At 41.5% G+C, this 19,692-nt stretch carries 18 protein-coding genes; 15 read left to right on the forward strand and 3 right to left on the reverse strand.

Annotated features, from left to right (window positions below; genetic code table 11):
- Window positions 1-6: 6 nt before the first annotated feature.
- The 13 genes from nuoE (at window position 7) to ACZ5QH_RS04220 (ending at window position 14,686) form a co-directional block, all read left to right on the forward strand.
- Entirely contained in the window at window positions 7-516 is a 510-nt protein-coding gene (nuoE, locus tag ACZ5QH_RS04160; RefSeq protein WP_004722839.1) for an NADH-quinone oxidoreductase subunit NuoE, read from the forward strand.
- On the forward strand, window positions 513-1,844 hold the full coding sequence (nuoF, locus tag ACZ5QH_RS04165; RefSeq protein ID WP_034611088.1) for an NADH-quinone oxidoreductase subunit NuoF: 1,332 nt from the start codon (window positions 513-515) through the stop codon (window positions 1,842-1,844). The genes nuoE and nuoF overlap by 4 nt, the downstream gene beginning before the upstream one ends.
- A gap of 11 nt (window positions 1,845-1,855) precedes the next feature.
- Complete coding sequence (gene nuoG / locus ACZ5QH_RS04170; RefSeq protein WP_004819329.1) at window positions 1,856-4,540, forward strand: NADH-quinone oxidoreductase subunit NuoG; 2,685 nt, start codon at window positions 1,856-1,858, stop codon at window positions 4,538-4,540.
- 2 nt (window positions 4,541-4,542) lie between these two features.
- Window positions 4,543-5,556 carry an NADH-quinone oxidoreductase subunit NuoH gene (nuoH, locus tag ACZ5QH_RS04175; protein WP_004819331.1) on the forward strand — a complete coding sequence of 338 codons (1,014 nt, stop codon included), beginning with the start codon at window positions 4,543-4,545 and terminating at the stop codon, window positions 5,554-5,556.
- A gap of 18 nt (window positions 5,557-5,574) precedes the next feature.
- On the forward strand, window positions 5,575-6,117 hold the full coding sequence (nuoI, locus tag ACZ5QH_RS04180) for an NADH-quinone oxidoreductase subunit NuoI (protein WP_004722835.1): 543 nt from the start codon (window positions 5,575-5,577) through the stop codon (window positions 6,115-6,117).
- Entirely contained in the window at window positions 6,117-6,635 is a 519-nt protein-coding gene (gene nuoJ, locus ACZ5QH_RS04185; RefSeq protein ID WP_171066894.1) for an NADH-quinone oxidoreductase subunit J, read from the forward strand. The genes nuoI and nuoJ overlap by 1 nt, the downstream gene beginning before the upstream one ends.
- Window positions 6,635-6,943 carry an NADH-quinone oxidoreductase subunit NuoK gene (gene nuoK / locus ACZ5QH_RS04190; RefSeq protein ID WP_004722831.1) on the forward strand — a complete coding sequence of 103 codons (309 nt, stop codon included), beginning with the start codon at window positions 6,635-6,637 and terminating at the stop codon, window positions 6,941-6,943. The genes nuoJ and nuoK overlap by 1 nt, the downstream gene beginning before the upstream one ends.
- The gene (nuoL, locus tag ACZ5QH_RS04195; RefSeq protein WP_004722828.1) at window positions 6,940-8,829 is read left to right on the forward strand and encodes an NADH-quinone oxidoreductase subunit L; all 1,890 of its coding nucleotides are present in this window, start codon (window positions 6,940-6,942) and stop codon (window positions 8,827-8,829) included. The genes nuoK and nuoL overlap by 4 nt, the downstream gene beginning before the upstream one ends.
- A gap of 7 nt (window positions 8,830-8,836) precedes the next feature.
- A complete protein-coding gene (nuoM, locus tag ACZ5QH_RS04200; protein ID WP_171066895.1) occupies window positions 8,837-10,441 on the forward strand; it encodes an NADH-quinone oxidoreductase subunit M in 1,605 nt (534 codons plus the stop codon).
- Window positions 10,442-10,443: 2 nt separating this feature from the next.
- A complete protein-coding gene (gene nuoN / locus ACZ5QH_RS04205; RefSeq protein ID WP_004819337.1) occupies window positions 10,444-12,000 on the forward strand; it encodes an NADH-quinone oxidoreductase subunit NuoN in 1,557 nt (518 codons plus the stop codon).
- Between the two features lie 121 nt (window positions 12,001-12,121).
- Window positions 12,122-12,757: a uracil phosphoribosyltransferase gene (gene upp / locus ACZ5QH_RS04210; protein WP_004722821.1), complete on the forward strand. Its 636-nt coding sequence runs from the start codon at window positions 12,122-12,124 to the stop codon at window positions 12,755-12,757.
- A 61-nt stretch (window positions 12,758-12,818) separates the two neighbouring features.
- On the forward strand, window positions 12,819-13,886 hold the full coding sequence (locus tag ACZ5QH_RS04215) for a hypothetical protein (protein ID WP_303577078.1): 1,068 nt from the start codon (window positions 12,819-12,821) through the stop codon (window positions 13,884-13,886).
- A 59-nt stretch (window positions 13,887-13,945) separates the two neighbouring features.
- Complete coding sequence (locus ACZ5QH_RS04220) at window positions 13,946-14,686, forward strand: excalibur calcium-binding domain-containing protein (protein ID WP_303577079.1); 741 nt, start codon at window positions 13,946-13,948, stop codon at window positions 14,684-14,686.
- A gap of 48 nt (window positions 14,687-14,734) precedes the next feature.
- Here the strand turns inward: ACZ5QH_RS04220 and gigC are convergent, their stop codons facing one another.
- The gene (gigC, locus tag ACZ5QH_RS04225; protein WP_004722815.1) at window positions 14,735-15,616 is read right to left on the reverse strand and encodes a LysR family transcriptional regulator GigC; all 882 of its coding nucleotides are present in this window, start codon (window positions 15,614-15,616) and stop codon (window positions 14,735-14,737) included.
- An 82-nt stretch (window positions 15,617-15,698) separates the two neighbouring features.
- Here gigC and ACZ5QH_RS04230 point away from each other — a divergent pair, with 82 nt between their 5' ends.
- Window positions 15,699-16,460, forward strand: a complete 762-nt coding sequence (locus tag ACZ5QH_RS04230) for a ferredoxin--NADP reductase (RefSeq protein WP_303577080.1) — start codon at window positions 15,699-15,701, stop codon at window positions 16,458-16,460.
- A gap of 99 nt (window positions 16,461-16,559) precedes the next feature.
- Here ACZ5QH_RS04230 and thiO read toward each other — a convergent pair whose 3' ends face one another.
- Window positions 16,560-17,696, reverse strand: a complete 1,137-nt coding sequence (gene thiO, locus ACZ5QH_RS04235; protein ID WP_303577081.1) for a glycine oxidase ThiO — start codon at window positions 17,694-17,696, stop codon at window positions 16,560-16,562.
- A gap of 158 nt (window positions 17,697-17,854) precedes the next feature.
- The gene (gene hemB, locus ACZ5QH_RS04240; RefSeq protein ID WP_016539219.1) at window positions 17,855-18,868 is read right to left on the reverse strand and encodes a porphobilinogen synthase; all 1,014 of its coding nucleotides are present in this window, start codon (window positions 18,866-18,868) and stop codon (window positions 17,855-17,857) included.
- Window positions 18,869-18,967: 99 nt separating this feature from the next.
- Between hemB and ACZ5QH_RS04245 the strand changes: the two genes are divergently transcribed.
- The gene (locus tag ACZ5QH_RS04245) at window positions 18,968-19,501 is read left to right on the forward strand and encodes a thioesterase family protein (RefSeq protein WP_004722808.1); all 534 of its coding nucleotides are present in this window, start codon (window positions 18,968-18,970) and stop codon (window positions 19,499-19,501) included.
- Window positions 19,502-19,692: the final 191 nt, after the last annotated feature.

Raw genomic sequence — 19,692 nt, forward strand, 5'->3', positions numbered from 1 at the left:
CGCATTATGATGATTTTGACTGATAAAAAGCCACGTGTGAATGTTGAAGGGATTCTGACTAGCGAAGAAATCCATGAAATTGAACATCACATGGGGCACTACCCATACCCACGCGCAGCGTCTTTGGATGCTTTAAAGTGTGTACAACGCCGTAATGGTTGGGTGGATGACGCGCAGTTACATGCAATTGCTCAATTATTGACAATTACAACTGCGGATTTAGAAGGTGTTGCAACATTCTATAACCGTATATACCGTCAGCCTGTAGGTCGTCACGTAATTTTATTATGTGATTCGATTGCATGTTTCTTGATGGGTGCGGAAACTTTAGCAGAAGCTTTCCAACGTGAACTGGGTATCCAATTTGGTCAAACGACAGCTGATGGTCGTTTTACTTTATTGCCGATCTGCTGTTTAGGGAACTGTGACAAAGGTCCAACCCTAATGATTGATGAAGATACACACGGTTTGGTTGAAGTGACTTCTGTGAAACAGTTATTGGAGAAGTATGTATGAATACCGAACCAAGACCAATTTATGGCGAAGGAAACCCTGAAACTCACCCATTAACATGGCGTTTGAGTAAACAGGAATTTGTTCGTAGTGCTGATGACTATGAAGCTTTAGAAGGCTATGCAGGCTTTAAAAAAGCGCTTTCTATGCCACCTAAAGATGTTCTTGAAGTCATCAAAGCAGCGACTGTAAAAGGTCGTGGTGGTGCAGGTTTCCCAGCAGGGATTAAATGGTCATTGATGGCACCCAATGATGGTGGTCCTCGTTACCTAATCTGTAATGCCGATGAAATGGAACCGGGAACATTCAAAGACCGTTTGTTGATGGAAAAACTTCCACATCAATTGATCGAAGGGATGTTGATTGCAGGTTATACCCTCGAAGCGACTCAGGGTTATATCTTCATTCGCGGTGAATACATTGAAGCTGCACAATACTTAAATGAAGCTTTAGAACAAGTGCGTGCTAAAGGTTATTTGGGTGACAACATCTTAGATACAGGTTGGAATTTTGACCTGCATGTGCATACCGGCGCGGGGCGTTATATCTGTGGTGAAGAAACTGCATTGATTAACTCACTCGAAGGTCGTCGTGCAAACCCACGTACTAAGCCGCCATTCCCGCAAGTTGCAGGTGCATGGGGCCGTCCGACCATCGTAAACAACGTAGAAACCTATAACAACTTACCAGCAATTATGTTGCGTGGGCCTGAGTGGTATATCGGTTTGTCTGCGGGTAAATCTAAAGATCCAGGCACTAAAATTTATGGTGCATCAGGTAAAGTGACTTTCCCTGGCCTTTGGGAATTACCGTTTGGTACGACTGCACGTGAAGTGATTGAAGACTATGCTGGCGGTATGCGCGATGGTCTTAAACTGAAAGCATGGTTACCGGGTGGGGCATCGACTGACTTCTTGGCTGCTGAACACATTGATCTTCCAATGGATTCAGAAAGCATTATGAAAGCAGGTTCTCGTCTAGGTACATGTTTGTTAATGGTCGTTGATGAAACCCAGTGTATGGTTTCTGCAACGCGTAACTTAGAAGAATTCTTTGCACGTGAATCATGTGGATTCTGTACGCCATGCCGTGATGGTTTACCTTGGGCGGTCAAAGCACTTGTCGCAATTGAGAAAGGTGAAGGGAAGATGGAAGACATTCAACATCTTCAAGAACTGACTCGCAAATTGTGGATTGGTAAAACATTCTGTGCTCACGCACCAGGTGCGATGGAACCATTGATGGGTGCACTCAAATATTTCCGTAGCGAGTTTGAAGCTAAAGTGACAGATCGTCCTGTAGCCCAAGCCAGCCACGTAGAACAAGTTTAAGGAATTCGACTATGGCTACAATTCATGTCGATGGAAAATCGTATGAAGTCAATGGCTCGGAAAACTTGCTACAAGCATGTTTGAGTCTTGGCATCGACATCCCATATTTTTGTTGGCATCCAGCTTTAGGTTCTGTCGGTTCTTGCCGTCAATGTGCTGTTACTCAATATGCGAATCCAGAAGATACTCGTGGTCGCTTAGTAATGTCATGTATGACTCCTGCATCTGACAATACCTTTATTTCGATTGAAGACAAAGAAGCAAAAGATTTCCGTGAATCGATTGTGGAATTCTTAATGACCAACCACCCACACGACTGTCCAGTCTGTGAAGAGGGTGGTCACTGTCATTTACAAGATATGACAGTAATGACGCAACATGATCGTCGTCGTTATCGTTTTACCAAACGCACGCATCACAACCAAGAGTTGGGTTCTTTCATTGCACATGAGATGAACCGTTGTATCGCATGCTACCGTTGTGTTCGTTACTACAACGATTATGCGGGTGGTACAGACTTTGGTGTTTATGCCAATGCATCACGTGTCTACTTCGGTCGTCCAGAATCAGGCACTTTAGAGTCAGAGTTCTCTGGTAACTTGACTGAAGTGTGCCCAACAGGTGTATTTACCGATAAAACCCATTCGGCACGTTATAACCGTAAGTGGGACATGCAGTATGCGCCTAGCGTATGCCAAGGCTGTTCTTCTGGTTGTAACATCTCTCCGGGTGAGCGTTATGGCGAATTACGTCGTGTAGAAAACCGTTTCAATGGTGACGTTAACCAATATTTCCTTTGCGATAAAGGTCGTTTTGGTACGGGTTATGTGAACCGTGAAGATCGTCCACGTCAGCCGCAATTCCGTGCTGCAACAGAAGTTAAAACTGTTTCTGTTGATGTGGCACTGGATTCAGTGATTGAAAATGTTCAAGGCAAAAAAGTCTTGGGTATTGGTTCTCCACGTGCATCATTAGAATCAAACTATGCGTTGCGTGAGTTGGTTGGCCAAGAAAATTATTCAACTGGTCTTTCTCAAAAAGAACAGAACTTGGTTGAACTTGCTGCATCGATTATGCAAGCTGAGGGTGTTTATAACCCAAGTATGCGCGAAATCGAAAGCTATGATGCAGTCTTGATCTTGGGTGAAGATTTAACGCAAACTGCACCACGTATGGCATTGTCTGTTCGCCAAGCTGCGAAAAACAAAGCCAAACAAATGGCTGCAGACCGCCGTACCCAAGATTGGTTAGCTGAACCTGTAAAACGTATTGGTCAGGATGCAAATTCTCCAATCTATATCTTGGCTGCAACACAAACACGTTTGGCTGATATTGCTGAGGGTGAAGTTGTTGCTTCTCCAAACGATATTGCACGTTTAGGTTTTGCGATTGCTGCGGGTGTAAACGGGGATGCGATTCTTGGTTTAGATGATGATGCTAAAGCATTTGCACAAACCATTGCGGATACGTTAAAAGCTGCGAAAAAACCATTAATCATCTCGGGTACTAGCTTACAAGATGCTGCCATCATGGAAGCTGCTGCACAAGTTGCACAAAACCTAGGTGGAAATGCAGGCTTAACATTGACAGTTCCAGAAGTGAACTCAATGGGTATGGCTTTGTTTGGTGGTTTAAGCTTAGAACAAGCATTTGCTCAAGATTATGAGTCAATCATTATTGTTGAAAATGATTTGTTCCGCCGTTTACCTGCTGTACAAGTTCAGGCTGCTCTAGACAAAGCGCAAAGCGTGATAGTGCTTGATCATTCTGAAACTGAAACCGTAAAAGCAGCTGATGTTGTCTTGTCTGCTGCAAGCTTTGCAGAAGGCGATGGAACAGTGGTCAGCCAAGAAGGTCGTGCGCAACGCTTCTATCAAGTTTATGACCCAAGCTATTACAAACCAGAATATGCCATCAAAGAATCTTGGCGCTGGTTACATGCCATTGAAACGGGTGTGAAAGGTAAAGCGATCTCGTGGACATTGCTGGATGACGTAATTGAGTCTGTGGTCAAAAATGTTCCAGTTCTTGAAGCAATTCAAGATGTTGCACCTGATGCGGGTTACCGTGTTCATGGCTTGAAAATTGCCCGTGAACCACGTCGTTACTCAGGTCGTACTGCAATGCGTGCACCATTAAACGTACATGAGCCGAAACAACCTGTCGATGTCGATTCCGCATTAACATTCTCTATGGAAGGTTATGTTGGACCGCAAAATGCATCGTCATTGGTTCCATTTGCATGGGCACCGGGTTGGAACTCACCACAAGCTTGGAACAAATACCAAGATGAAGTAGGTGGTCACCTTAAAGGTGGTGATTCAGGCGTTCGTTTATTTGATCGCTTAGTAAAACGTCCTGCACGTAGCTATGTGGCGCCAACTGCGGTTGTGGCAAATCCAGAGAGTTTCCGTCTGGTTCCAATGCATCATATTTTCGCTTCAGGTGAATTTACGATTAAAACGCCGGTGATGGAATCGCGTATTCCAGAAGCGACTTTTGCCGTGGGCGAGCAAGATGCAGCACGTTTAAATGTTCAAGATGGTCAACAACTGACAGTGAAAGCAGGCGAAACGACGATTAGTCTTCCTGTGCATGTGATTGAATATTTACCAACAGGTTATATCGGTTATCCAGTCGGCCAAGCACCAACAGTTTCACTTGCTGAACCTGTATCTGTAACGGTAGGAGTGTAATCATGAATGAATCTTTACGCGCACTACCGACATGGGCACAAGACTGGCCAATCGCTTATTCAGTGATTCAAGCCATCGTAATTTTGTTGGTTGTGGTTTTACTGGCCGCTTTGATGTCATTTATTGAACGTCGTTTGCTGGGCTTATGGCAAGACCGTTATGGACCAAACCGTGTTGGTCCTGGCGGGATGTTCCAGATCGTTGCCGACATGCTGAAAATCATGTTCAAAGAAGACTGGACACCAAAGTTTGTAGATAAGTTAACCTTCCGTTTAGCACCAGCAGTGGCAATGGCGACTGCAGTACTGTCATTCATGGTTATTCCTGTTTCACCTTACTTAGGTGTTTCAGACATGAGTATCGGTCTATTGTTCTTTATGGCAATGGCAGGTATTGCAGTATATGCGGTGTTATTTGGTGGTTGGGCATCTAACAACAAATATGCGTTATTGGGTGGTCTACGTTCAGCAGCACAAACCATTTCTTATGAAGTCTTTTTAGGGATTTCATTGATGGGTGTGGTGGCAATTGCAGGTTCATTTAACTTGCGTGACATCGTAGAAGCACAACGTGATGTATGGTTTGTGATTCCGCAATTCATTGGTTTCATGATCTTCGTGGTTGCGGGGGTTGCAGTAACGCATCGTCATCCATTTGACCAACCAGAAGCTGAACAAGAATTGGCAGAAGGTTACCATGTCGAATATGGTGGTATGAAATGGGGGATGTTCTTCGTTGCTGAATACGTCAACATCATTCTAATTTCTGCACTGATCGTGACTTTATTCTTTGGCGGTTGGTTAGCACCATTTAATTTAAATATTCCATTCATTCCAGATGCATTCTGGTTCATTGCGAAAACAGCATTCTTTGTAATGATGTTTGTCTTGGCACGTGGTTCTTTAATGCGTCCACGTTATGACCAAGTGATGAATTTTGGTTGGAAAGTGTGTTTACCACTTGCATTGGTCAACCTTTTGGTGACTGGTGCTGTGATTCTGATGAATCAGGCCTAGGACAGCAGGGAGTACAAAATGTATAAAATTCTAGCTGGCGTAGGATCAATTGTTCGTTCGTTGTGGATGGTGTTTAGCCATGTCACACGCAAACGCGATACGATTTTATATCCAGAAGTGCCAGCCGAACAAATCGTACCTCCACGCTACCGTGGTCGTATCGTATTAACACGTGACCCAGACGGTGAAGAGCGTTGTGTTGCGTGTAACTTATGTGCGGTTGCATGTCCTGTTGGTTGTATTTCATTGCAGAAAGCTGAAAAAGATGATGGACGTTGGTATCCAGAATTTTTCCGCATTAACTTCTCACGCTGCATTTTCTGCGGTATGTGTGAAGAAGCATGTCCAACAACTGCCATTCAGTTAACACCAGATTTTGAGTTAGGCGAATATGTCCGTCAGGATCTTGTTTATGAGAAAGAAAACTTACTCATTTCAGGACCAGGTAAATACCCAGACTACAATTTCTACCGTGTAAGTGGTATGGCAATTGATGGTAAAGAAAAAGGTCAAGCGCAACGTGAAAGTGCGCCTGTAGATGTACGGAGCTTATTACCATGATGTGGCCATTTTATTTAATGGCTCTCGTGGCCATTGTTTCGACGATTCGTGTTGTGACCAACACCAATCCAGTACATGCTTTATTAAGTTTGATCGTTTCTCTACTTGCTGTTGCTGGGATCTTCTTGATCATTGGTGCGCCATTTGCAGCTGCGCTTGAAGTGATTGTTTATGCGGGTGCGATCATGGTGTTGTTCGTATTCGTGGTCATGATGCTCAACCTTGGTCAACATACAGTTGACCAAGAACGTAAATGGTTGACTTCAGATGCTTGGGCTTATCCAGCACTCATGAGTTTCTTAGTGGGCTTATGTTTGGTTTGGGTATTAGGTTCAGACTATACCCAACATGGTGCAGTACTTGGAACTCAAGTGATTGGACCTAAAGCAATTGGTCAAGCACTCTTTACCCACTATTTATTATTGGTTGAAGTTGCCGCAATGTTATTGCTTGCAGCATTGGTTGCAGCATTCCACTTAGGCAAACGTGAACCGAGTGCAGCAGAGGATAAACAGTAATGGGCAACATTCCTTTAGAACATGGTTTGATCGTCGCAACTATCCTTTTTGCACTGGGTTTTTACGGTGTAATGGTGCGACGCAACCTATTATTTATGTTAATGAGCCTTGAGATCATGATGAATGCAGCAGCATTGGCATTCGTTGTGGCAGGAAGTGCATGGGCACAACCTGATGGTCAAATTATGTTTATTTTGATCCTCACACTTGCTGCGGCAGAGGCTTGTATCGGTCTAGCGATCGTCCTCCAGTTCTATCATCGCTTCCATCATCTGGATGTAGATGCTGCTAGTGAGATGCGCGGATGAGTTATTTATATTTAACGATTTTATTTCCGCTGATTGGCTTTGTACTTTTAGCGGCAGGACGTAATAAACTTCCTGAAAATGTAGCAGCAATTATTGGTGCGGGTTCTGTTGGCCTTTCTGCTTTATTTGCATTGATTGCAGGCATGGACTTTGTTAAGCAGGGTTCAGTTGCGCAAGCACAGCATTTATGGACTTGGTTCAATGTAGGCGGTTTTGCACCGGGTGTAAGTTTGCATCTTGACGGCTTGTCATTGTTAATGATGGGCATGGTGACAGGTGTAGGTTTCCTGATTCACATCTTTGCAACTTGGTACATGCGTGGTGAAGAAGACTTCGCACGTTTCTTCTCATACTTCAACTTATTCGTTGCAAGCATGTTGGTGCTTGTATTGGGTGACAACTTAGCGTTGTTATTCTTAGGTTGGGAAGGCGTAGGTCTGTGTTCTTACCTGTTGATTGGTTATTACTACCAAAACCCTGCAAATGGTTTTGCGGCAATTAAAGCATTTACAGTAACGCGTGTTGGTGATGTATTCTTACTGATCGCATTGTTCTTGCTTTACCAACAATTTGGTACTTTGCACATCGGCACGATTGTTGCCAATGCTTCACAAGTTCTCGCACTTGATCATAACTTGGCATTGATCACGTCATTGATGTTGTTCTTGGGTGCAGCAGGTAAATCTGCGCAAATCCCATTACAAACATGGTTGGCAGATGCAATGGCTGGTCCGACACCAGTATCTGCATTGATCCATGCTGCAACAATGGTTACCGCGGGTATCTACTTATGTTGCCGTATGTTCTCTGTGTTTGAAATGACACCAGAAGTGATGCAGTTCATTTCGATTACGGGTGCTGTAACATTGTTGGTTGCTGGCTTTGCGGCTTTGGTTCAAACAGATATCAAACGTATTCTGGCTTACTCTACCATGAGTCAGCTCGGTTATATGTTTATGGCTGTGGGTGCAGAAGCGTATCAAGCAGGTCTGTTCCATATGCTTGCACATGCATTCTTTAAGGCATTATTATTCTTGTCTTCTGGTGCGGTGATCTTGGCTTACCATCATGAACAAAACATCTTTAAAATGGGTGGCTTGTTCTACAAAAACAAATTCTTATTTGCTTGCTTCGCGATTGGTGGTGGTGCACTTGCTGCAATCCCATTTATCACGATCGGCTTCTTCTCAAAAGATGCAATCTTGGGTGCTGTTTGGGCGCAAGGTCAATCTGTCGCATTGTATAACTCATTGTATTGGGTTGGTGTTGCGGGTGCATTCTTAACTTCGATTTATACATTCCGTTTAATTTGGGTTGTATTCTTCGGTGAAGAAAAAACACATTATCACGAAATCAAAGGTGCAACGTATTGGGCGCCTTTAGGTATCTTGGCAGTTCTTTCAACAGGTTTGGCTTACTTCTTAAAAGCGCCAGTGATGAACATTTTAAATGCAGCACATATCCCTGCATTTGAAGTTTCTCAAGCGATTGAAGAAGGAATGCATGGTGCAGAACACCTTGCAGTCGGTATCGCTTTGGTCGGTTTAGCTGTAGGCGTGGTGTTATTTGCTTTCGCTTATAAAGCGGTGCAAGGTTTTGCAGCCACTTCATTTGGTGCTGGACTTGCAAATATCTGCCGTAATGCATTTGGTTTCGATTCTTTATACAACCTTGTATTTGTTCAACCTTATTTACTCATTGCGAAAATTTTAGGTCGTGACCCAATTGATGGTTTATGGCTGGTATTACCTGCAATCGTAAATAGTGGGAATAAATTTACAAGTACCCGTCAAACAGGTTCATTACGTGAATATGCATCAAGTATGTCACTCGGTGTAGTGGTATTGCTGATGATCTTGATCGTGATTCAGGTAGTGGGGAAATAAGATGGAAATCACAAACAATTGGATTTTACCCGCACTGATTCTTGTACCTTTTATTGCAGGTTTCGCGTGTTGGTTGGTCGATAAACTTGATAAACATTTGCCACGTTATATCGCATTAGTCGGTATGCTCGTTACATTGGGCTTAACACTGATTTTGTGGAAACAAGGTGGCTTTAGCTATGAGTTGGGGGCAAAGACTCCAACTTGGGCGGCAGAATTTTATTTACCTTGGATTAAAACACTTGGTATTAACATTCATTTGGCTGTAGATGGTCTTTCATTGCTGATGGTGGGCTTGACTGCATTACTGGGTGTACTTGCAGTTGGCTGTTCATGGGGTGAAATTCAAAAGAATGTCGGCTTCTTCCACTTAAACCTATTATGGTCTTTGGGTGGGGTAATCGGGGTTTTCCTTGCAATTGATATGTTCTTGTTCTTCTTCTTCTGGGAGATGATGCTAGTACCTATCTACTTCCTGATCGCTCTTTGGGGTCATAAAGGCGCAGACGGTAAATCACGTGTTTATGCTGCAACCAAGTTCTTTATCTATACCCAAGTCGCTGGCTTGATCATGCTCATCGGGATCTTAGGCTTAGTGGTCTACGGTTCTCAGATGTCAGGTACGATTAGCTTCGACTATAACTATTTACTTGCTGTTGCAAACACTTTAGATGCTCAGGCACCACATATTGCCTATGCATTGATGATCTGTTTCTTTATTGGTTTTGCGGTCAAGCTTCCAGTATTCCCATTACACGGTTGGTTACCAGATGCGCATGCGCAAGCACCTACAGCAGGTTCTGTAGACTTAGCGGGTATCTTGATTAAAACTGCTGCGTACGGTTTACTGCGCTTTGTATTGCCATTCTTCCCAGCAGCATCTGCACAATTTGCCGATATTGCGATTATTTTAGGTTTGATTGGTATTTTCTACGGCGCTTGGTGTGCTTTCCAGCAAACAGATATGAAACGCCTGCTTGCTTATACTTCTATTTCGCATATGGGTTTCGTATTACTTGCACTTTATGCCGGTAATATTCTGACATTCCAAGGCTTAATGATCATGATGTTGGCACATGGCTTGTCATCTGCTGCATTGTTCATTATGTGTGGTCAAGTGTATGAACGCTTACATACCCGTGACTTACGTTTGATGGGCGGTATTCGTGGTCAATTCCAGTATTTACCATTCTTCTTGATGTTCTTTGTCTCTGCGCTTGTGGGTATTCCAGGTCTAGGTAACTTTATTGGTGAATTCCTGATCTTGATGGGTTCATTCGCTAAGTTCCCAACATTTACCATCATTGCGGCGATTAGCTTGGTCTTTGCTGGTCTTTATGGTCTGATCCTGATCCACAAAGCTTTATTTGGTACGCCAAATGAAGAACAGAAAAAGCATTATGAAAGTCCATTAAAAGACTTGAATGTACGTGAAACAGTAATTCTATTGATCTGTGCATTTGGCTTATTATGGTTAGGTGTGTATCCACAAAGCTTCCTTGATATTTCTCACTCAAGTATGGCGTGGTTATCAAATAGCTATATTCCAGTTCAAGAAGTTGTTGATGCGGCACAACAAGTCGTATCTCAACAAAATGTGGAGATCCAATAGTCATGAACTTCACTATGTCATTTTCGGGTCTCATGCCTTTAGCACCAGTTTTTATTGTTGCTTTAACCGCTGTAGTGGTGATGATCCTAACCTCGATCAAGCGTAATCATAATTTGATTGCGACTGCATCGGTGGTGGGTTTAAACCTTGCTGCAATTGATATTTTATTCATGATGTTTGGTGGTTCATTTGCACCATCAAATGTGATGAACATGTTTGTGGTTGATCCATTTACATTGTTTTATCAATTTATTGCAGTAGTTGCTGCACTCGCATGCTGTACGTTATCTCACGCTTATATTGAAACCTATAAAGATAATCGTGAAGAGCTTTATATCTTGATGTTGATCTCTGTAACAGGGGCAATGTTAATGGTGGCAAGTTCTCATTATGCGTCGTTCTTTATTAGCTTAGAGCTTTTGTCAATTCCTGTGTATGGCTTATTGGCATATACGCATCAGCGTGGAAAATCGCTAGAAGCAGGCGTAAAGTATTTGGTACTTTCTGCAACCGCTTCAGCAATCTTGTTGATGGGTATGGCATACGTTTATGCTTATACCGGTACATTGTCATTTACTGACTTCCCAGGTTTGTATGGAAATCAGTTAGCACAAGTGCAACAAATTGCGTCTTTGGCTGACTTTATTGAACAGTTAAAAGGTTTCCTTGCTCAACCAATGATTTTGTTGGGTTCAGGATTAATCGTGATTGCGATTGCGTTTAAATTATCGTTGGCGCCATTTCATAAATGGACACCAGATGTTTATCAAGGTGCGCCTGCGCCAATCGCGACCTATCTTGCAACTGTTGCTAAAGTTGCAACCATTGGTTTATTAGTCCGCTTTATTTTAAGTTCAGGTTTCATTCTTGTACCGTCTATCGTGACTGTATTAACTGTGATCGCTGTACTTTCGATTTTAGTCGGTAACTTCCTTGCATTACGTCAAGTCAACTTAAAACGAATTTTGGGTTATTCATCAATCGCCCATTTCGGTTATTTATTGATTGCTTTGATTAGTTTAGGTTATGCAAGTTTAGGCAGTGTAAGTGTCTATGTGGTGACTTATACCTTAACTACGATTGGTGCTTTTGGTGCTGTCGCGTTAATGTCGAGCCCATATAACAATGTTGATGAAGCTGAGTCGCTTGCGGATTACCGTGGTTTATTCTGGCGTCGTCCAGTTCTGACTGCGACCTTAACAGTGATGATGCTTTCTCTTGCAGGGATTCCATTAACCGCTGGTTTCATCGGTAAGTTTATGGTGGTGATTGCTGCTGTAACCACAGAACATTGGTTCTTGGCTGCTATGGTTGTGGTGGGTAGTGGTATTGGTTTGTATTACTACTTACGTGTGATGATCGTGATGTATATGACTCCACCAGATAATCCTCGTATTGATGCGGTTGATCATTGGGGACAAAAAGTGGGTGGTTTGATGGTGCTCGGCGCTGCTGCTTTGGTATTGATCATTGGTGTTTATCCAGATCCAATCATCAACTTGGCGTTGAAATCAGAAATTTTATCTCCTTTACATTTCTTGATGAGCCAACAACACTAATCGCAATAAAATCCTGCTATTAACAAAAAAAGCCCTCATTCATTGAGGGCTTTTCTTATCTCTGATATAAAAAACATTTATAATAATGGAAATTTACTTTTATCCTTTTAGGTGTCCTCCCGTGTCTATTCAAGAAATTCGTCATCCACTTATTCGTCATAAATTAGGTTTATTACGCCGTGCTGACATTAGTACTAAGAATTTCCGTGAACTCGCTCAAGAAGTAACCATGCTTTTAACTTATGAAGCAACCAAAGATTTACCTGTGTGTGATCATGAGATTGATGGCTGGAATGGTAAAGTCACAGTAGACAGAATTGCGGGTAAAAAAATCACTGTAGTGCCGATTTTACGTGCTGGTATTGGCATGTTAGAAGGTTTTTTAAATCTTATCCCAAGTGCTAAAGTTTCAGTCCTCGGTTTAGAACGTGATGAAGAAACTTTGGAAGCACGTACTTATTATAAAAAATTGGTTCCAGATGTACAAAATCGTTTAGCCATGATTATTGACCCAATGTTGGCGACAGGTTCATCTTTGGTTGCTGCGATTGACGTGTTAAAAGCAAGTGGCTGTAAAGATATCCGTGTTATGGTTTTGGTTGCAGCACCTGAAGGGATCAAACGTGTTGAAGCCGCACACCCTGATGTGACGATTTTTACCGCTTCAATTGATCAAGGTTTAAATGAACAAGGTTATATCGTGCCAGGTTTAGGTGATGCTGGAGATAAAATTTTTGGTAGTGTGCAAAAAGATTAAAATTTAGTATCATCGAAGGAGGCTATAGGGGGCCTCCTTTTTAATGATAAGAGAATAAAAAATGTTCAGAAAAGGGACTGTTACCTTTTTCGATAATGATTTAGGACAAGGTCTAATTGAATTAAATGATCATCAACAAGTTGTTTTTAAATTAGAAGATTTTTCAAATCAGTTGCTTCTTCCTCAAATTGGTGAGCGGATTAAATGTGTCGTTTTAGAGCAAGATGGTGGTTTATTCGCCAAATTTATCGTACGTTTAGATCATAAAAATTATGTGAATGATCAAAACAAGCCCTCCGTTCCACATCTTTATTCAGAAAATGCCTATGAGCATATTAGAAATGTTCGCAAAGCGCTGAAAAAGAGAAGGGGATTGGCTGATGAAGGCTTACAGAACCCTCAAACGAAAATTCACACTGAACTAGGCATTTTACCTGACGCTATTCCAGATATTGACTTGGTTGCACAACAACAAGACATCTTTGTCGAGCCCATTCAAACAACAATCAATGACCCAGTGCTTGAAGAATCGGACGGAGATTTAAATCAAGCCAAAGAGATTGAACCTGTAGCGCAAACACAAGTTGACCTTTCCACTAAAGTTATCCAGAATACTGAATTGCAAGACCAAACTCATACAGTTGATAACATTAAACCCATTGAAGAAAGTGATGCTAATACTGTTGTTGATGTGGGGGGAGTGGGTCGAAATATTGAAATCGCTGAGGGCAATCAGAGCGCAGTCTTGCTTGGGTCCTTAGAGGTGATAGAAGATAGTCAAAATTTTAAAGGGGATGATTTATATTTTAACAGCCAAATTGATCGGCAGTTGCTTGAAAAGCATATGGATTTAACTGCATTTCAACGTTTAATTCAAAAGTTGAAAGTTAAATTTTTATATTCCAAACGCAAACAAGCTGTCAAGAAAATTCGATCTGAAAAGCGCAAGACGTTGAACCCTTGGGTGGTGATCGTCGCGGTGGTGATATTCATTGCGGTAAGTTCTGTGATGTATGCAATGGATCGTTATAAGCAGTACAAAGTTGAGGCTGAAATGAGACTTCAACAATATCAACAAGAACAAAAGGACAAGATTAAACAGCAGAAACGAAAGGCATATTCACACTAAACATCTGAAACGAGTTGAATATATTTTGCGATTCATACTTATTTTAAAAGAGAAGTTATATGTTTTATTTGGGGCAAATCATTGAATATCATCATGATAAAGGTTACGGACTTTTATTGGATCATAATTCAGCGCAATCTGTAATATTTTACATCGCTGATTTTCCAAAAGAAGGTGGTCAGCCGAAAAAAGGGGAAACCATAAAATATGTAATCATCAATGCACATGGAACATTGAAAGCACATCAAATGATTCGTTTAGATGTTGCGATGAGTAATGACTTAAAAAATAAAAAGATCAATATTGATAAGCAAAAAAATATTTTAAGACGAAGTAAAAATGAAGGGCAGAAATTCGGTTTTATGTCTGTGGTGATTTTGGTGATTGTTTTTGGCTTCGTTTATTTTAGTTTTGCCACATGGAATCAATACCAAACCTATCAGGAAGAACAACATGCTAAATTTGCATTGTTAGAACAACAACAGAAGCAAATCGTTGAGCAACAGCGCAAAGAGATTGGTTATGTCAAACCAGTAAAGTTTAGTGAAAAATCCCAAAATGCTTTAAATAGTCATCATCATTCAGTGCGAAAACAGAATGAAGCAGAATCCGTACAAAACAACACCGCTGTATCGACAACAGCATCAACGGAAAAATCACCTTATCAATGCGATGGTCGTACCCATTGCAGCCAAATGACATCTTATGATGAGGCGGTATTTTTTATTAAAAATTGCCCCAATACACAAATGGATGGTAACCATGATGGTCGACCATGTGAACGGCAATTTGGTAAGTAGTTGTGCTAATCGAATAATTATAAAAAAGCTCCAAGAGGAGCTTTGGTTTTAACCATTTTCACAAAATTTTAGGAAGGCTCTTAAGCCCGGCCCTTGGTACTTTTGACGATGTACCAGCATATATAGCGGGCGAGCAAGTTGCCAGAATGGGGTATTTAAAATCACCAATTGTCCTTTGTCGAGCAAAGGCTGAATTGCCAATTTAGAAATACATGACATTCCTAGACCTCCAGCAACGATTTTTAAAATCGCTTCATTATGCCCTAGGGTCAAGCGGATATTGGCATCTTCAAGATCTTTTAGAATGGCATTGTCAAAGACTTCACGTGTTCCAGAACCTTCTTCACGTAAAATCCATTCAACATGCTGGAAGTCAGACTGCTTTAATTCACGATGTAAATTTGCCAGTGGGTGATTAGGCGAACAACATACCGCGAGTTCGTCATCGCGCCAGTGAATACATTGAAGTTGTGGTAGGAAGCATGAACCTTCAATCAATGCCAAATCGAGTTGGAATTGGTTGACCGCTTCAATCATTTGGCGGGTATTACCAACTTGGAGCTGTAAATGCGCTTGAGGTTGAACTTGTAAAAAGTTTGCCATTAAGTCGGGCATTAAATAATCACTGATGGTCAGTGTTGCACCAATCCGTAAATCAATACTTTGTAGTTCACCTTTGGCTGCTTGTTCAAAGGCTTCACAGCGACCTAAAATTTCTAAAGCTTGTGGAAGTAAGAAACGACCAAGATCATTAAGCTGTAAGCGCTTACCAAGACGATCGAAAAGCGGAGCACCCAGTCCATCTTCTAAATCTGCCAAAGCCATACTTGCCGCACTTTGAGTCAACCGAACCGCATCACTTGCTTTGGTCACGGTACCTTCTTGAGCGACAGCAACAAAAACCGCCAACTGGCGTAAAGTCATTCGCATAAGTAGAGCCTTAACATTTTAATATTCATAGATTATATAGTCATGCTACCATGAGGACTATGTTTCATGCCACGAAGAAATCATGTCAATTGAAAAATTTAGCATAGAAAAGGTTTTGTCTGTTCAGCGTTGGACCAATACACTTTTCAGTTTCACCATGACTCGACCTGCCCATTTTAAGTTTACCGCAGGGCAATTTGCTCGCATTGGTTTAAAAGTGGGTGATGATTTGGTGGTAAGGGCATATTCCGTGGTTTCATCCCCATTTGATGAGACACTCGAATTTTTTTCAATCGTTGTTCCTGATGGTGCATTTACCTCCAATTTACAGCATTTACAAGTTGGTGATGCGCTTTATTTGGAAAAAATCCCCTATGGATTCTTAACCTTAGCACGTTATCAATTGCCATTGCCTAAAGATTTGTGGTTATTGGCAACGGGCACAGGCCTTGCACCTTTTATTTCGATGCTACAAGATTTTGAAACTTGGTCAAAGTACGAAAAAATCAACTTGGTGTATAGCGTAAGAACTGAATCTGAATTGGCTTATGTTGATCGGATCCAAGAGATTGCCCAGCTTTTTGGTGAGGGGCATACAGGTTTTAAATTTATCCCGATTGTTACGCGTGATCCCAATGCAGCCTTACATGATCGTTTACCGATTTTGATTGAAAATGGTGCATTGGAAAAAGCCGCTGATTTAAAATTCAATGCAGATACCACCCATGTCATGCTATGTGGGAATCCACAAATGGTAGATGATACCAAAGCCGCATTAAAAGCCCGTGGTTTGACGATGAATCGTCGCGGTGAAGGCAATATTGCTGTAGAGAATTATTGGTAAATCGCTTGATCGCCAGCAGCAATTTTATCAATCATTTTAGATGAGAGAAGCGACTAAGCGTCTTCTCTTAAATTCTTTCATGTCAGAACCAAACACTTTTTAGCTAAAAGATGATTGCTGAGTGAGTGGTGTATATGCGGTTAATCGCTCGGTTGAATAAGCTTTTGCATCAACACGTGTATCTTGATTGAGCATCAATTGTCTTAATAACTGTGCTGAAGCAGGTCCCATACATAAGCCATTACGGTAATGTCCAAAATTTGCCCATAAATTATTCAGTTCAGGCATTTTTCCAATATATGGAATGCCTGTTGGTGAGCTTGGACGTAATCCTGCCCATTGCTTAACGATGGGGAAGTTTGCCAATTCAGGCACCATTTCGATACAGGCTTTATAAATATTTTGCTGTGTTTGTACATTTGGACGCTTATCAAATCCGATATGGTCCATGCTTGAACCGCATACGATATGACCATCTCGGCGTGGGATCAAATACATGACATTGTTCATACACATGGTGGGTAGCCAGTTTTCAGGGGCTTTAAATAACATCATTTGTCCCTGAACGGGTTCTACTGGGATCGAAAGTTGTAATTGTTCTGCCCAGCAATTTGACCATGCACCTGTTGCAATCACAAATTGGTCTGCGACAAAACGTTGTCCATTGGCACTTTCAACAGACTGAATTTTTTGATTTTGAATATTAAATTTTTCGATCCATGTATTTTCATACACTTCAACTTGAGGGTGTTGTTTGAGATAGCTGATCAGTGATTTAAGAAGTCGTGGATTTCTAACATTGGCTAGATGTGGAAAATAAATTGCATGTTGAAACTGTGCTGAAATATGGGGATTGACGCTTTCAAGCTGCTCTCTTTGCAGGTATTCACAATGCTGCATCGGTTCTTGATGTTGGTCTTTATAATTCAGTCCAAGCTCAAAATCTGCTTCGTCAAAAATTAACATTCCTGTGTCATGGATTTGAAAGTCTATTCTTGTTTTAGGTTGTAGTTTCTCATTCCATTGTTGGTAAAGTTGTTTGCCGTGTTGTGCCAGATGATTGACTTCATTGGGATATCTCCACGGATACATGGGTGACAGAATACCGCCACCCGCCCATGAAGCAGCATGTCCAGCATGTTGTTGATCGAACAGGGTGATGGTGCAGCCTTGTTCAACAAGCTCAAGCGCGCTGAGTAAGCCACTTACTCCAGCACCAATAATGGCGATATGCATTGTGTATTCTGTACCAATTTAGATTCTTAATCCCCACTTGCAAAAGCAACAATGTTTATCTTTTGAAAGAGGGGACTTTCCATTCACGACTGAATCAGTAATGGTCAACGCCCTTTTTAAAAGGTGAGGAACCATGAGTTCAGTAAGGGAGGAATGATTTACTTCATCTCTTTTAATTGACGTGCTGCATCTTCTGCATAATAGGTCCAAATACCATCTGCACCTGCACGACGGAAGCACATTAAGGATTCCATAATCACGCTTTCAGATAACCAGCCATTTTGGATGGCTGCTGCAAGCATCGCATATTCACCACTGACTTGATAAACAAAGGTCGGGACACCAAAGGTATCTTTAACTTCACGTACTACATCCAAATACGGCATACCGGGTTTGACAATCACCATGTCCGCACCTTCTTGAATATCGAGGGCGATTTCATGCAGTGCTTCAGCACGATTACCGACATCCATTTGGTAGTTATACTTATTACCACCTTTTAGGTTGGATGATGAGCCAACTGCATCGCGGAAAGGGCCGTAGAAACTAGATGCGTATTTTGCAGAGTACGCCATGATGCTGGTATAAATAAAATCGTTACTTTCTAAAGCTTGGCGGATTGCACCAATACGGCCGTCCATCATGTCACTTGGCGCGATCACATCTGCACCTGCTTCAGCATGGCTTAAGGCTTGTTTGATCAGGCATTGAACTGTTTCATCATTTAATACATAGCCTGTATCATCGATAATGCCGTCCTGACCATGTGTGGTATAAGGATCTAATGCACCATCCGTGATGAGTACCATCTCAGGTAGTTCTTTTTTTAACAAACGTAAAGTATTTTGAACTAAACCGTCTTCATGCCACGCAGCTTCAGCTGTTAAACTTTTGTCTTGTTGTGGTGTAACAGGGAATAAGGCAAGTTTTGATACACCAAGTTCTAATAGGGTTTCTGCTTTTTTCAACAATAAGTCTGCTGACAATCGTTGAACATTTGGCATACTTGGTACATCTTGGCTTTGGTTTTGTCCCGGAAGTACAAATACTGGATAAATGAGATGATCTGCTGTGAGTTGAGTCTCTCTTACCATTGCTCGAAGCTTATCGTTTTTACGGATACGGCGCATACGAGTAGCTGGAAAAGCAGGACGATTGAACGTATAAGTCATAACAATCTCGATGTTCAGTATTAAACTAGGCATATATTGTAGCCCTTTCATATATTTTTTGGGAAAAAGCTGAAAATTTTTCTCAATATTGGTTTCGAAATGATGATGAGTGATTCTTCTAAAACTGATTCTGCGCCTAGCGAATCGCAAAAAAAGTGGACTGGTAATTTACATTTAGGTGCGAAAGCAGATCTAAATGTGGTGCTTAACCAACTCACTAAAGCGTTTAATGGTTCGCCTTATTTTTCACATAACAATATGCAAATGCGTGTTGTTAATGATGAGATTGAAGGCTATATCGAAATGAAACCGTATTTGATTGGCAATGTCGCATTTCAAATTTTACATGGTGGTGTGGCCGCGACATTGCTGGATAGTATTGGTGGAATAGTGGCAATGGGGGAGCTGTATAAACGTGCAGAACCAGACCAATTGCCAGACACGTTAAAAAAAGTTTCTCGTTTAGCAACAGTTGATATGCGTGTGGATTATCTTGCACCTGGGCGCGGTGAATACTTTATTGCCAAAGCTGAAACCTTGAGAATGGGGCGTAAAGGTTGCACCATGCGTATGACCATGTTCAACAATGAAGGTAAGGCGATTGCGACAGCCATTGCTTCTTATGCCTATTGATCAAGCTGACTAAGTGTACTAATCAGTACACTTTTGTATTCATTGTGTCAATATAAGCCAGTAAAATATATATTTTGCTGGCTTATTTTTTTTCAAAAAAATATGAATATCAATAAGATTGACCTCTTTTATAAAGATAAACTATAGAGTAATATTTTTATTCTCATAATATGATTTTTACCTGTAAAATT

This window comes from Acinetobacter sp. Ac8, from assembly GCF_055392545.1.

Coding starts and splice junctions, on each gene's coding strand:
- nuoI (WP_004722835.1), top strand. CDS start 5,575: ATGTATAAAATTCTAGCTGGCGTAGGATCAATTGTTCGTTCGTTGTGG.
- thiO (WP_303577081.1), bottom strand. CDS start 17,696: ATGCATATCGCCATTATTGGTGCTGGAGTAAGTGGCTTACTCAGCGCG.
- gigC (WP_004722815.1), bottom strand. CDS start 15,616: ATGCGAATGACTTTACGCCAGTTGGCGGTTTTTGTTGCTGTCGCTCAA.
- ACZ5QH_RS04230 (WP_303577080.1), top strand. CDS start 15,699: ATGTCAATTGAAAAATTTAGCATAGAAAAGGTTTTGTCTGTTCAGCGT.
- nuoF (WP_034611088.1), top strand. CDS start 513: ATGAATACCGAACCAAGACCAATTTATGGCGAAGGAAACCCTGAAACT.
- ACZ5QH_RS04215 (WP_303577078.1), top strand. CDS start 12,819: ATGTTCAGAAAAGGGACTGTTACCTTTTTCGATAATGATTTAGGACAA.
- ACZ5QH_RS04245 (WP_004722808.1), top strand. CDS start 18,968: ATGATGATGAGTGATTCTTCTAAAACTGATTCTGCGCCTAGCGAATCG.
- nuoN (WP_004819337.1), top strand. CDS start 10,444: ATGAACTTCACTATGTCATTTTCGGGTCTCATGCCTTTAGCACCAGTT.
- ACZ5QH_RS04220 (WP_303577079.1), top strand. CDS start 13,946: ATGTTTTATTTGGGGCAAATCATTGAATATCATCATGATAAAGGTTAC.
- nuoL (WP_004722828.1), top strand. CDS start 6,940: ATGAGTTATTTATATTTAACGATTTTATTTCCGCTGATTGGCTTTGTA.
- nuoG (WP_004819329.1), top strand. CDS start 1,856: ATGGCTACAATTCATGTCGATGGAAAATCGTATGAAGTCAATGGCTCG.
- hemB (WP_016539219.1), bottom strand. CDS start 18,868: ATGACTTATACGTTCAATCGTCCTGCTTTTCCAGCTACTCGTATGCGC.
- nuoK (WP_004722831.1), top strand. CDS start 6,635: ATGGGCAACATTCCTTTAGAACATGGTTTGATCGTCGCAACTATCCTT.
- nuoJ (WP_171066894.1), top strand. CDS start 6,117: ATGTGGCCATTTTATTTAATGGCTCTCGTGGCCATTGTTTCGACGATT.
- nuoH (WP_004819331.1), top strand. CDS start 4,543: ATGAATGAATCTTTACGCGCACTACCGACATGGGCACAAGACTGGCCA.
- nuoE (WP_004722839.1), top strand. CDS start 7: ATGATGATTTTGACTGATAAAAAGCCACGTGTGAATGTTGAAGGGATT.